Source organism: Candidatus Skiveiella danica (assembly GCF_022705245.1).
In the GTDB taxonomy this organism is placed as follows: Bacteria; Pseudomonadota; Gammaproteobacteria; order Burkholderiales; family Burkholderiaceae_C; genus Skiveiella; species Skiveiella danica.
Genome location: NZ_JAKJEW010000016.1, coordinates 61,574 through 73,882 on the forward strand (window position 1 = coordinate 61,574; position 12,309 = coordinate 73,882).

At 66.9% G+C, this 12,309-nt stretch carries 11 protein-coding genes; 2 read left to right on the forward strand and 9 right to left on the reverse strand.

The window, feature by feature from the left end:
- Positions 1–57 precede the first annotated feature (57 nt).
- Complete coding sequence (gene alr, locus ACMUOY_RS10860; protein ID WP_413892740.1) at positions 58–1,191, reverse strand: alanine racemase; 1,134 nt, start codon at positions 1,189–1,191, stop codon at positions 58–60.
- A gap of 147 nt (positions 1,192–1,338) precedes the next feature.
- On the opposite strand from alr, the gene lplT reads away from it, so the two are divergent.
- Entirely contained in the window at positions 1,339–2,622 is a 1,284-nt protein-coding gene (lplT, locus tag ACMUOY_RS10865; protein ID WP_413892741.1) for an MFS transporter, read from the forward strand.
- 45 nt (positions 2,623–2,667) lie between these two features.
- Here the strand turns inward: lplT and ACMUOY_RS10870 are convergent, their stop codons facing one another.
- Positions 2,668–3,927 (reverse strand): hypothetical protein, encoded by a 1,260-nt coding sequence (locus ACMUOY_RS10870; protein WP_413892742.1) that lies wholly within the window; start codon positions 3,925–3,927, stop codon positions 2,668–2,670.
- Positions 3,928–4,109: 182 nt separating this feature from the next.
- Positions 4,110–5,249, reverse strand: a complete 1,140-nt coding sequence (locus ACMUOY_RS10875; protein ID WP_413892743.1) for a hypothetical protein — start codon at positions 5,247–5,249, stop codon at positions 4,110–4,112.
- Between the two features lie 180 nt (positions 5,250–5,429).
- Here ACMUOY_RS10875 and ACMUOY_RS10880 point away from each other — a divergent pair, with 180 nt between their 5' ends.
- Complete coding sequence (locus tag ACMUOY_RS10880; protein WP_413892744.1) at positions 5,430–5,915, forward strand: glutathione peroxidase; 486 nt, start codon at positions 5,430–5,432, stop codon at positions 5,913–5,915.
- A 114-nt stretch (positions 5,916–6,029) separates the two neighbouring features.
- Here the strand turns inward: ACMUOY_RS10880 and ACMUOY_RS10885 are convergent, their stop codons facing one another.
- From ACMUOY_RS10885 to ACMUOY_RS10910, 6 genes are all read right to left on the reverse strand, one after another.
- Positions 6,030–6,920 carry a ProQ/FINO family protein gene (locus tag ACMUOY_RS10885; RefSeq protein WP_413892745.1) on the reverse strand — a complete coding sequence of 297 codons (891 nt, stop codon included), beginning with the start codon at positions 6,918–6,920 and terminating at the stop codon, positions 6,030–6,032.
- Between the two features lie 33 nt (positions 6,921–6,953).
- Positions 6,954–8,210 (reverse strand): glycolate oxidase iron-sulfur subunit, encoded by a 1,257-nt coding sequence (gene glcF / locus ACMUOY_RS10890; protein ID WP_413892746.1) that lies wholly within the window; start codon positions 8,208–8,210, stop codon positions 6,954–6,956.
- A gap of 10 nt (positions 8,211–8,220) precedes the next feature.
- Positions 8,221–9,333 (reverse strand): glycolate oxidase subunit GlcE, encoded by a 1,113-nt coding sequence (glcE, locus tag ACMUOY_RS10895; RefSeq protein WP_413892747.1) that lies wholly within the window; start codon positions 9,331–9,333, stop codon positions 8,221–8,223.
- A 199-nt stretch (positions 9,334–9,532) separates the two neighbouring features.
- Positions 9,533–11,086: an ammonium transporter gene (locus ACMUOY_RS10900; RefSeq protein WP_413892748.1), complete on the reverse strand. Its 1,554-nt coding sequence runs from the start codon at positions 11,084–11,086 to the stop codon at positions 9,533–9,535.
- A 31-nt stretch (positions 11,087–11,117) separates the two neighbouring features.
- Positions 11,118–11,456: a P-II family nitrogen regulator gene (gene glnK / locus ACMUOY_RS10905; protein ID WP_413892749.1), complete on the reverse strand. Its 339-nt coding sequence runs from the start codon at positions 11,454–11,456 to the stop codon at positions 11,118–11,120.
- Between the two features lie 26 nt (positions 11,457–11,482).
- The gene (locus ACMUOY_RS10910) at positions 11,483–12,280 is read right to left on the reverse strand and encodes a TorF family putative porin (RefSeq protein WP_413892750.1); all 798 of its coding nucleotides are present in this window, start codon (positions 12,278–12,280) and stop codon (positions 11,483–11,485) included.
- Between the last annotated feature and the right edge of the window lie 29 nt (positions 12,281–12,309).

Consider the following 12,309-nt stretch of genomic DNA (forward strand, 5'->3'; position numbering starts at 1 on the left):
GCCTGGGCCCCTCGGGGGGCGGTGAAGACTGGAAGTGATGAACGAGGGGGCACGTTGTCAGGCCGCCATGACCACCGGCACCCGAGGCGCCAGCGCGCACATCAGCTCATAGCCCACCGTGCCCGCGACATGGGCCACGTCGTCAATGGGCAGCAGCGTCCCCTGCGAAGACCGCCCCCACAGGGTGACCTCGCTGCCAAAGCCGGCCTCGACGCCGGCCCGCTGCAGCGGCGCCAGATCGACCGTGATCATGTCCATGCTGACGCGCCCGACGGTATGCGTGCGCACGCCTTCGACCAGCACCGGCGTGCCCGTCGGCGCCACACGCGGATAGCCGTCGGCATAGCCGCAGGCCACGACCCCGATGCGCATCGGCCCGCTGGCCTGAAAACCGGAGCCATAGCCCACACCATCGCCGGCCACCAGGTTCTGCGTGCCAATGATCCGTGACGACAGCGTCATGGCGGGGTGCAGGTTCCAGTGCGCGATGTCGTGCGCGGGGAAGTCCGGCGCACTGCCGTACAGCGCGATGCCGGGGCGGACCCAGTCGGCACTGACCGGCAGGCGGCCCTGGCCGGAGGAAATGGAGTCGCCGGAATAACGCAAGGTGGCCGCGCTGTTCGACAGGCTTCGTTCACCCGGCAGGTCCTGCGTGACCGCCGCGAAGACCGCCATCTGCGCCGCAACGCCACCAGGGCCGTCGGCATCGCTGAAATGTGTCATCAGCGAGATTTCATCGACTTGCGGCAGGGCATTGAGACGGGTCCAGGCGGCGCGAAAGCCTTGTGGCTTGAAGCCCAGGCGGTTCATCCCCGAATTCATCTTGAGGAACACCCGGTGCGGCTGGTGCGTCTTGTGCACCGCCAGCATGTCGATCTGCTCTTCACAGTGCACCACATGCCAGAGGTTCAGCCGCGAACACAGCTCCAGGTCGCGTGCTTCGAAGACCCCTTCGAGCAGAAGGATGGGGCCCCGCCAACCCAGTGCGCGCACCCGCTCGGCCTCGGCAAGATCCAGCAGGGCAAACCCGTCAGCGCCGCGAAATGCTTCGAAAACATGCCCGATCCCGTGCCCATAAGCATTGGCCTTGACCACCGCCCAGACCCGCGCATCCGGCGCGGACGCACGCGCGCGGGCCAGGTTGTGGCGCAGGGACTCGGTGTGGATCGTGGCCTGGATGGGACGGGGCATGCGGACAGCCGGTGAACGCGATGGCGCCGATTGTGGCACTGCTTGCAGGGTCACCGCGACGTCGTCGCATGATATAACCCGCTGCCAGCCGGAGACAAAGTACAGACCACAGGTCATCAGTGCCACTGAGGCAATAAACAAGAGTTCATGAAGCGCGGTTTTTTTACCATCATGTCGGCGCAGTTTTTCAGCTCGCTGGCGGACAATGCCCTGTTCGTGGCGGCCGTGCAATTGCTCAAGACCGGAGGTGCGCCGGTATGGCAGCAGGCCGCGCTGGTGCCCATGTTCGCGCTGTTCTACGTGCTGCTGGCCCCGTACGTGGGCGCCTTTGCAGACGCCTTGCCCAAGGGGCGGGTCATGTTGATCAGCAACACCATCAAGATCGTCGGCTGTCTGCTGATGCTGTTCGGCACCCATCCGCTGATGTCCTATGCCATCGTGGGTCTGGGCGCGGCCGCCTATTCGCCCGCCAAGTACGGCATCCTGACCGAGCTGCTTCCCGCATCCCAGCTGGTCAAGGCCAACGGCTGGATCGAGGGGCTGACGATCGCCTCGATCATCCTGGGCGTGCTGGTCGGCGGCCAACTGGTCGGCACCATGGTGTCAAGCCGCATGTTGTCGCTGGACTTCCCCTTCATCGACACCTCGGTTGACACACCGGCCGAAGCCGCCATCAGCGCGCTGATCTTTGTCTACGTGCTCGCCGCCTGGTTCAACACCCGCATCCCCGACACCGGGGTCGAGATGCGCCCCATGCCGCGCAACAAGCTCGAACTGCTGCCCGATTTCTGGCGCTGCAACACCCGGCTGTGGCAGGACAAGCTCGGTCAGATCTCGCTGGCCACGACCACACTGTTCTGGGGCGTTTCGGGCAATCTGCGCTACATCGTGCTGGCGTGGGCCGCCGCCGCGCTGGGCTACAGCGTGACCCAGGCCTCCAGTCTGGTCGGGGTGGTGGCGGTGGGCACGGCCGTCGGCGCGGTGGTGGCCTCGGTACGCATGAAGCTGGACCAGGCCACCAGCGTGATGCCGCTGGGCATCGGCATGGGCTTGCTGGTGATCTTGCTGAACTTCATCGACAACGTCTGGGTGGCGGCGCCTTTCCTCGTTCTGCTCGGCGGTCTCGGCGGATTTCTGGTGGTGCCCATGAATGCGCTGCTGCAGCATCGCGGCCACAACCTGATGGGCGCGGGCCGCTCCATCGCGGTTCAGAACTTCAACGAACAAGCCTGCATCCTGAGCCTGGGCGGCATTTACAGCCTGTCCACCGGCCTGGGCCTGTCAGCTTTCGGCGCCATCACGGGCTTCGGCTTGCTGGTGGCGGGATTCATGTGGCTGATCAAGATCTGGCACGCGCGCAACCTCGCGCATCATCGCGACGAGGTCGAGCACCTGCTCGAAATTGCCCGCAACGACAATCACCACGGCTGAGCCGCGAATGCGCCCTGGCGGGCGCCCTTTCCGGCCGCCCATGCGTCAGCCGGCGGATCGTGAACCGCCCAGAAGATGCTGGGCCAGACGCTTTCGCTCCAGCGGCAAGGTCATCCAGGTGTCGCATCCGGCCCACCGTGCCAGCAGGCGGCGCAAGGGACCCTCGTCACGCGCCATGACCACGATGTTCAAGGTCTGCCCCAGCGCGCGCGCGCGTCGGCGCAGGGCGCGGCAGACTGCGCGCGTCTGGCGGCCAAGCGAGCGGTCATCGAGAAAGGCATATCCGTAGGCCTGGCCAGCCAGTCGCGCCAGCGCCGCTTCGATGTCGTGGGCATGATCCACCTGACACCCCAGGCCCCGCAGTTCGCGGATCAGCGAGCTCCCCGCGAGGCGGACTTCGCCCACCAGCAGGATGGCCGGCGAGCGTGCCAATGCGGCCAGGCCCGGCGGTGAGGTGGGATGGTCCGAGGGGTCGGCGAAGCTGCTGCTGAAGGCTCCGGCATCCACCGGCGTCACCCGCTGGCGGCGCTCCTCGTCGCGCTGGCGCGCCAGTTCGCGCCAGTTGGCGGGAACCCTTTGGTGCGCGACAGGATCGCCATCGCGTGTGGATTCAAACCCGGCGATGGCCGGCAGTCCGGCATCGGGGGCTTCGTGGCGCGGAGCCAGCGGTGCCGCCTCGGCCCGTGCGCCGGCCACAGGCGCAGGTGGAGCCGGCGGCAGGGCGGCGACAGACGAAACCAATGCGCCGTCCTTGGCATCCCGCCACAGCAAGACACTGCGGGCATCGATCGATTCGTGAACAACCGGCCGAGCGGACCCGGCCCGGCGGGGTTCCGGCGCGCCCGGTGCCGGACGTTCGAACGGACGGGTCTCCTGGAACGATCGGGTCTCATCAAATCCATCGGCCGCGCCGCGCAGGCGCTGCATCTCCAGCGGGGCAAAAGGAACCGTGGCCTGGAAGGCCGGCGCCAGGGGCGGCGCCTCGAGGTCCGCCGGCGCGCCGGACAGCAGCCGCGCCGCTTCGCCCAGCAGGGCATGGCGTTCGATAGGGCGAGGGATTGCCGGCCAACCGGTGTGGGCGTCGTCTTGCCCGATCAGCAGCACCGGCGCGGCCAGACCACGCGCCCGGAAGTGGTGAACCGCCCGCGTATCTTCGGCATCGAGGATGATCAGGTTCGCGCGCGCGGGATCGTGAACCATTTCGTGGCGTGCGCCGTCCGGGCCAGGCAACGAAAAGGCCGCCTCAACCAGCGAGCGCTCGCCGGGCGCAAGGCCCACCAGGGCCACTCGAAAAGCAGAAGGCATCGTCAAAGAGGCGGAAAGCAAACCGATGTCAGGCCGGAGTCGCGCACAAAGCTGCAACGCAGGGAAAGCCTTGGACTATTGCCCGATACCACCGGATCGGCAAGTAGGGCCGCGACGGAAAAGGCGCCATACCGCGCACTATTGGGGGATTCCGTTGCAACCATGCTTCACCGAGAGGGTCTTCAAGCGCCACGGGCTGCGGCCGAACCGTTGTCACGCAGGTACTGCAGCAACCTGGGCTGGTCCAGGGGAATCGGCAGCCAGGCATTGCATCCGGCAAACCAGGCACGCATGCGCGACAGGAATCCACGGTGGTTGGCAACGATCAGGAGCCGCAGATCGGGCGGCGAGCGGCCGCGGTTGCGCTGGATATCCCGGCACAGGCTGATGGCCTTCGCCCCCAAAGAGACCTCGATCAGCACGGCAAACTGGTATGCGTGTTGCATCAACTGGCGCGACACCGCTTCGGGATCCCCGGCGAAATCAACGTCGTAGCCCGCACCCTCCAGAACCCGGATCAGCCCTGCCGCAGCAGAGCCGGCCAATCCCACGATCAGGACGCGATCCGCGGCCGCCAAGGGAGCCGGCAGGGTGTCGCCCTCCGAATCGGGCGAATCCGGCCCCTCCGATGGCCGTCCAAACGCGGCATCCTGCGTGCCTTTCCTCGGCATCGGTTCGACGGGCCGGGCTGACTGCGCAGTCTCCCACTCGGCCACCTCGTTTTCCCAGTCGGATGGTGTGACGGACGGCACGCTGGGGCTGAATTGCCGCGTGGGCTCGAAGTCTTCCGGCTCCCGTCGCAGCAACGGCTTGGCCACGACGGCGGGGCTTTCCTGCGGCGATTGCGGCGCGAACTGGCGGGTCTGGGCAAACCCCTCTTCCGCATCCACCGGCTCCAAGGCAAAGGGCTGGGTATCGGAAAACACGGGCCTGTCCTTGCCGAACCGCCGAAACCAGCCCCCCTCGCGGGCCCCGGGCTTCGTCCCCTCGCTACCCGTTTCATCCGTGTGCGCCAAGGCGAGCTGGCGCCGGGCGGCGGTGATCAAGGCCTGCAGGCTCAGGGGCCGTGGCACCAGCGGCCAGCCGGTCCCCTGGTCGGAATGGCCCAGGAGGACCACACCGGCAGCGGGCATCTGGGCCTTCAGGGCACTCACGACCGCGGCATCGTCGGCATTCGCGATGACAAGCGCTGCCCGCGCGGGATCTGACGCCATGAAGGCGCCCGGGATCGGGCTTCCGCTCGGCGGAAACAGGGCGCCGGCGATGAGGACGCGCTCGGTCGGGGGCAAGCCGGCCAAGGCGATGGCACAAGTACGGGACATGCTGTGTGGTGACGGACGGTTGGGCGGGCCCTGGGGCCGGATGGGAATGCAAAATTATTCACCCGAATGGCCCCATCCGGTCAGATGGCATCGGCCGGGGGCCATACTTACCCGCTTCAGCGTCGCATCTGTTGCAAAGGCGCCGCACCACCCCCGACTCAACCGCCGAAAGGCCTGCCGATGACGTCCATCTACGAATTCTCCGCCCAGCCGATGAGCGGCAAACCCGTTCCCCTGAAGAAATACAAGGGCAAGGCACTGCTGATCGTGAACACCGCCAGCGCCTGCGGCTTCACGCCACAGTTCGCCGGTCTGGAAACCCTGCATGAGGCCTGGGGCCCCAAAGGTCTCGTCGTGCTCGGTTTTCCCTGCAACCAGTTCGGCGCGCAGGATTCGGGCAGCAATGAAGAGATCGCCAGCTTCTGCCAACTCAACTACGGTGTGAGTTTCCCGATGATGGCCAAAATCGACGTCAATGGCCCACAAGCCGACCCGCTGTACCAGTGGCTGGCCGCCGAAGCGCCCGGCATCCTGGGCAGCAAGGCCATCAAGTGGAATTTCACCAAGTTTCTGGTTGGCAAGGACGGGCAGGTGATCCGGCGCTACGCGCCCACCGATACCCCGGAAAGTCTGACGAAGGACATCGAGCAGGCGCTGGCCGCCTGAAGGGCTGAGAAGCTCGCCCGACTCAGATTTCCGATTTTCTTGGCCTGTTCCCAGCGTCAAATCGTCGTTTCAAGCTATCTAATTGATAGTGACACGGCGGAAAGCGTCAGCCTGTCAGGACGTTGCGGGAGCCCGCCGCTGGCGGGCCCGCTCCAGCGTCTGGGACGCCGCGCGCGGATCCATGCCGTACATGTCGGCAAAAACCTCGATCGTCTGCCCCCCGTTCTCGAACGCGCGCAACAGCGCTTCGTCCTTGGCGCGGCGGGCCGCCGCTTCGGCCAAGGCCTCGTCCAGAAGGGCATTGGCCGCGTCGTCGCGACCGCGCACCCGCTCGTCATAGGCCTCCCGCGTCAGGCCGGACGCCTCGAACGCCTGAATCAGTCGTTGCAGCAGCTTGGGGCGCAGGTCTTCGCCGGCGCGGGACTGGCGGCGGCGGAACACCTCGAGCAATGCCTGATGGACGTGCTCGGGCGCCATGGCTTCGACGGCCTGCCCGGCCAGGTCGTGGCGCTGCAAGCCGGCTGCCACTGCCTGCAGATAGCGGGTAGATCGGGTGTGGATGGCCAGCCCCGTCTTCAGCGCCTCGCGGTCCAGCACGCCGGGATGGGCTGCCAGCAAGTCCTGGAAGATGCCCCGTTTCAAGGGCAGGAAGACCTCGCCGAACAGGCCCGGGTACAGCTCGGCCAGTTGCTCCAGAACTGGCGGTATGGCACGCGCCGCTCGTGACGCCCCCATGGGTGCCGCTTTGGACGTTTGCGCGCCCTCCTGTCGAGGGCCACGCCCGTGGCGCCGCGATCTCGATTCAGGGCGACTCTGGTTGCCATCGCCATGAGCCACCGGGCTTGTTGACGCGGGTGCCGAGGTCGCGGCGACTTCGACGCCAGGTGGTTGCGCGAGGTCGGTCGCGGTCGAAACCGGGTTGGGCACCGCGGGGGAGGGTTCTTGTTTTTGTTCGGATTCGGTGGCGGTCATGGCGTCGGCGGTCTGGGGAAAGCCCGCCATCATGCCAGCGTTCTCAGTCCCTCGGGCCAGGCCCGGTCAGCGCAGGTGCTCGTCCAGCACCTCGACCCAATGCCGAACGGGGGTCGGGGTGCCGCTTTGAAGATGCGTGATGCAGCCGATGTTGGCGGAGACGATGACGTCCGGCTCCAGCTCGCCCAGGTGGCCGAGCTTGCGGTCACGCAACTGGTGGCTCAGGTCGGGGTTGAGCACCGAGTAGGTGCCGGCCGAGCCGCAGCACAGGTGCGACTCGCTGCGCGCCACCTGGACCTTGAACCCGAACGCGGCCAGGTGCTGCTCCACCGCGCCGCGCAGCTGCTGGCCGTGCTGCAGGCTGCAGGGCGGATGAAACGCCAGATGCCTGCCCGCGCCCGCATCGCCGGCCGGCGGCCCCGGAACCCGCTCCGGCCGGCTCTGGCGCAATGCCGCCACGATGGCGGGCAGCAGCTCGCTCAGGTCCCTGGTCAGTTCGCCGATGCGTTGGGCCTTGGCGGCGTAGGCGGGTTCGTCCTTGAGGAAATGCCCGTACTCGCGCACCGTGACGCCGCATCCGGAGGCGTTCATGACGAGGGCTTCGACCTCGCCGGAGGCGATCATCGGCCACCAGGCGTCGATGTTGGCGCGCATTTCCGCGCGCCCGCCATCCTGATCGTTGAGGTGAAACTTCACCGCGCCGCAGCAGCCCGCCTTGGGCGCGATCACGGTCTGGATGCCGGCAGCGTCCAGCACGCGGGCGGTGGCGGCGTTGATGTTGGGCATCATTGACGGCTGCACGCAGCCCGCCAGCATCAGCACCTTGCGCGCATGGCTGCGCGTCGGCCAGGCGCCGGCCTCCTGCTTAGCGGGCACCTTGGCCTGCAAGGCCGCTGGCACCAGGCCACGCACGGCCTGGCCCATCTTCATGGCCGGGGCAAACAGCGGCGAGGGCAGGCCCTCCTTCAATGCCCAGCGCAAGGCTTTTTCCGGAGTCGGGCGCGGCACCTTGGCGTCGACGATCTTGCGCCCGATGTCCAGCAGGTGGCCGTACTGCACGCCGCTGGGGCAGGTGCTTTCGCAGTTGCGGCAGGTCAGGCAGCGGTCCAGGTGCATCTGGGTCTTGCGCGTGGGCTTCTCGCCTTCGAGCACCTGCTTCATCAGGTAGATGCGCCCGCGCGGCCCATCGAGCTCATCGCCGAGCAGCTGGTACGTGGGGCAGGTGGCAGTGCAGAAGCCACAGTGCACGCACTTGCGCAGGATGGCCTCGGCCTCCAGGCCTTCAGTTGTGCCAGCGAATTCGGGAGAAAGACGGGTTTGCATCGTGGGCCTGTCAGAGCTCGGCGTACAGGCGGCCGCGGTTGAAGAGGCCGGAGGGGTCGAATTCAGCCTTGAGGCGCCGGTGAATGCGGTCCAGCGGGGCTTTCAAAGGCTCAAAGCGGTCGATTCCCAGCGCCGACGGGTCATCGCCAGCTATGAATAGCGTAGCGTGTCCACCGGCCCTGGAGGCCGCCTCGCGCAGCGCGCCGGCGTGTTCGGGGCCGGCCTGGACCCAGCGCTGGCCGCCGTGCCATTCCACCAGGGGCGCCCCCACGCCCGACGGCAAGGGCAGCACCGGCGCCGTCTGCGGCACGGACAGGCGCCACAGGCATTCGGACGCCTGGCGATCCGCGAACCAGGGCAGGCGCTGGTCGCGGCAGGCGTCCCAGTCGGCGGCGACCCGGGCGTTGTCCTGGCGCTCGCCGCCCAGCGTGCGGCAGGCCGCTTCCACCGCTGCCACCGCGCCGCGCAGGCGCAGGTACAGGGTGCCGATGCCGGCATCTTCGACCCAGCAGCTGGCATTGAGCGGCAGGGGCTGGCCGCCCCAGTGGTTGATGCGGCGCAGCGCCTCGGCCTGGTCGCATTCGAACTTCAGGGTGGCTTCGGCGAGCGCCATCGGCAACACCTTGAGGCTGACGGCCGTGATCACGCCCAGCGTGCCCCAGGCACCGGCCATCAGCCGCGACACGTCGTAGCCGGCCACGTTCTTCATCACCTGGCCGCCGAAAGTCAGCGCCTCGCCGCGGCCATTCACCAGCTCCAAGCCCAGCACGTAGTCGCGCACGGCGCCGACGCTGACCCGCGCCGGGCCCGACAGGCCGGCCGCCACCATGCCGCCGACGGTCCCGCCCGCGCCAAATCGCGGCGGCTCAAACGGCAGGCACTGGCCCTGTTGCGCCAGCGCGACTTCAAGCGCTGCCAGCGGCGTGCCGGCACGCACCGTGACCACCAGCTCGCTGGGTTCGTAGGCGACGATGCCTTTCAACGCGGTGGTGTCCAGCACCTCGCCCTGCAGACTCTGCCCAAGGACATCTTTCGTGCCGCCGCCGCGGATGCGCAGCGGCGTGGCGCGGGCAGCCGCCAGGTGAACGGCATCGATCAGGGATTGGAGCGCGGCATCGGACATGGTCCGGCATGGTAAACCGGCGGGTGGCTGGGCAGCGCTGAATTTTTTGAACGGCGCGTGTGCGAATATTCGCATGGCCCGACGGCCAGGCCCCTGCACCGGGCAAAAAAAAAGGCCCACCGAAGTGGGCCGAATATCCAAGGAAGACTCTCGCATTGAAAACCGGTCGCGGCGATGGTCACCGCGACCGGGGAACCACTCAGCGGCTGTAGGCCGTTTCGCCGTGGGACGTGATGTCCAGGCCTTCGCGCTCGTCTTCTTCCGAGACGCGCAGTCCGATGGTCAGGTCCACGACCTTGTAGGCGATGAAGGACACCACGCCGGACCAGACGATCGTGGTCAGCACGGCCTTGGTCTGGACCCAGACCTGGGAGGCGATGGAGTAGTCGGCGGCGGCCACCATGCCGGCCGTGACCCAGTCGGCCACGTAGCCGGGACCACCAAGCGCCGGGCTGTTGAACACGCCCGTCAGCAAGGCACCGACGATGCCGCCGACCCCGTGCACGCCGAACACGTCGAGCGAGTCATCCGCGCCCAGCATGTGCTTCAGGCCATTGACGCCCCATAGGCAGGCGAAGCCGGCGACGAAACCGATCACCAGGGCGCCGCCGATGCCGACGTTGCCGGCCGCTGGCGTGATCGCCACCAGGCCCGCGACAGCACCGGACGCAGCACCCAGCATGGAGGCCTTGCCACGCATCAACGCTTCACCGACGCACCAGGCCAGCACGGCAGCCGCCGTTGCGCCGAAGGTGTTGATGAAGGCGAGTGCGGCGAAACCGTTGGCTTCCAGGGCAGAGCCGGCGTTGAAGCCGAACCAGCCCACCCACAGCAGCGAAGCACCGACCATGGTCAGCGTCAGGCTGTGCGGGGCCATGGATTCCTTGCCGTAGCCGATGCGCTTGCCGACCATGAAAGCGCCCACCAGGCCGGCAACCGCGGCGTTGATGTGCACCACGGTACCGCCGGCAAAGTCCAGCGCACCGGTCTGCCAGATCATGCCGGCCTTGGCGTTCATGGCATCGACCACTTCCTTGCCGGTGTAGGCATCAGGACCCATCCAGAACCAGACCATGTGTGCGATCGGCGCATAGCTGAAGGTGAACCACAGGGCCATGAAGGCGAGCACCGCGGAGAACTTCATGCGTTCGGCGAAGGCACCGACGATCAGCGTGCAGGTGATGCCGGCGAATGTGGCCTGGAAGGCAGCAAACACGATCTCGGGAATGACCACGCCCTTGCTGAACGTCGCTGCGTTGGCAAAAGTGCCCGCCGCGTTGTCCCAGATGCCTTTCATGAACAGCCGGTCAAAGCCGCCGATGAACTGGTTGCCCTCGGTGAACGCCAGGCTGTAGCCGTAGATGAACCAGAGCACCACGATCATTGAGAACGTGACCATGACCTGCATCAGCACCGACAGCATGTTCTTGCTGCGCACCAGGCCGCCATAGAACAAGGCCAGACCGGGCACGGTCATCAGAATCACCAGCAGCGTGGAGACCATCATCCAGGCGGTGTCGCCTTTGTTGGGCACGGGTGCCGACGCGGCAGCGGCGGGCGCTGCTGCTGAAGCTGCCGCAGCAGGAGCCGCCGCGGCAGCAGCTGCCGGCGCGGCCGCAGGTGCTTCAGCGGGCTTGGCTTCGGCCGATGCCGCAACCGCGGCAGGAGCAGCGGCGGGCGCCTGGGCCATGACGGCATGGGCGCCCATCAGAAGGCCCAGTCCCAGCGCAAGGGAGGCTAATAGCTTTTTCATTTCGGTTTCCTCTTACAGGGTTGGCGGGCGCTCAGAGCGCTTCGGTGCCGGTCTCGCCGGTACGGATGCGCACGACCTGCTCCAGGTTGTAGACAAAGATCTTGCCGTCACCGATCTTGCCGGTTCGCGCGGCACCCTCGATGACTTCGATGACGCGATCGACCAGATCGTCGGCCACGGCCGCCTCGACCTTGACCTTGGGCAGAAAGTCCACCACGTATTCCGCGCCGCGGTACAGCTCGGTGTGGCCTTTCTGCCGTCCGAAGCCCTTGACTTCGGTGACGGTGATGCCCTGGACGCCCATGCCGGAGAGGGCTTCGCGCACCTCGTCGAGCTTGAACGGTTTGATGATGGCGGTAACGAGTTTCATGGTGACTCCTAGACGGTCAGGCTCGCTCAGAAGGTCTTGCTGACCGACACCACGGCCGTGCCGTTGCTGATGTTCTTGCCCGGGCTGGTGTAGCCGGCGAGGTCGCGGTTGGTGGAGATGTACGCCAGGCCCATCACCCAGCCGTCGACGGTGTAGGTACCGCCCAGCTTCCAGTCGGTGATGCTGTCGACGACGCTGCCGTTGATCTGCGTGACTTTTGCGCCGCCCTTCAAGGCCTGGTAGCCGATGGCACCGTTGATGCCCCAGCCGTTGCCGAAGTCGTGCGCAGCAGCGACGTTGAGGTACCAGCTGCCGTTGGAGTCCGGGGCGCCGAAGAAGTCAGTGACCGCGTAGTTGTACTTGGCGGTCAGCGGGCCCCAGCTGCCACCGATGTAGAGCTCGCCGTTCTTGGCGCTGACCAGGGCGGGGTTCGCGCCGGTGCCGGGGTAGTAGTAATAGATGCCGCCGACATCCAGGCCGAAGTCGCCGAAGGTGGCCTTGTAGCCGCCGTAGAAGTCCATCTCGATGCTGGCGCCGTTGTACATGGCGCTGTCGACGTTGGAGTTCCAGTTGCCCAGGTACAGGCCGTTCTTCAACGCCAGGTCAACACCGCCCTGAATCGCGGGCAGCTTGTTGGTCTGCGAGACGCCACGGAAACGATAGTCCGAGAAGATGCCCAGATTGCCGGAGAGCGTGTAGTCGGGCTCGGGCGCCTTTGCGGCGGCCGGAGCCGCAGCGGGCGCAGCGGTCTGCGCCAGTGCGTTGCCCGACAGGGCTGCGAAGGCGGCGGCAATGGCGACAGGGGTGAGGTAGGCAGTTTTCATCGTGTGCTCTCGCTGAAGTTGAAAGGATG

Coding starts and splice junctions, on each gene's coding strand:
- ACMUOY_RS10875 (WP_413892743.1), bottom strand. CDS start 5,249: ATGTCCCGTACTTGTGCCATCGCCTTGGCCGGCTTGCCCCCGACCGAG.
- glnK (WP_413892749.1), bottom strand. CDS start 11,456: ATGAAACTCGTTACCGCCATCATCAAACCGTTCAAGCTCGACGAGGTG.
- ACMUOY_RS10900 (WP_413892748.1), bottom strand. CDS start 11,086: ATGAAAAAGCTATTAGCCTCCCTTGCGCTGGGACTGGGCCTTCTGATG.
- alr (WP_413892740.1), bottom strand. CDS start 1,191: ATGCCCCGTCCCATCCAGGCCACGATCCACACCGAGTCCCTGCGCCAC.
- glcE (WP_413892747.1), bottom strand. CDS start 9,333: ATGTCCGATGCCGCGCTCCAATCCCTGATCGATGCCGTTCACCTGGCG.
- ACMUOY_RS10910 (WP_413892750.1), bottom strand. CDS start 12,280: ATGAAAACTGCCTACCTCACCCCTGTCGCCATTGCCGCCGCCTTCGCA.
- glcF (WP_413892746.1), bottom strand. CDS start 8,210: ATGCAAACCCGTCTTTCTCCCGAATTCGCTGGCACAACTGAAGGCCTG.
- ACMUOY_RS10880 (WP_413892744.1), top strand. CDS start 5,430: ATGACGTCCATCTACGAATTCTCCGCCCAGCCGATGAGCGGCAAACCC.
- lplT (WP_413892741.1), top strand. CDS start 1,339: ATGAAGCGCGGTTTTTTTACCATCATGTCGGCGCAGTTTTTCAGCTCG.
- ACMUOY_RS10885 (WP_413892745.1), bottom strand. CDS start 6,920: ATGATGGCGGGCTTTCCCCAGACCGCCGACGCCATGACCGCCACCGAA.
- ACMUOY_RS10870 (WP_413892742.1), bottom strand. CDS start 3,927: ATGCCTTCTGCTTTTCGAGTGGCCCTGGTGGGCCTTGCGCCCGGCGAG.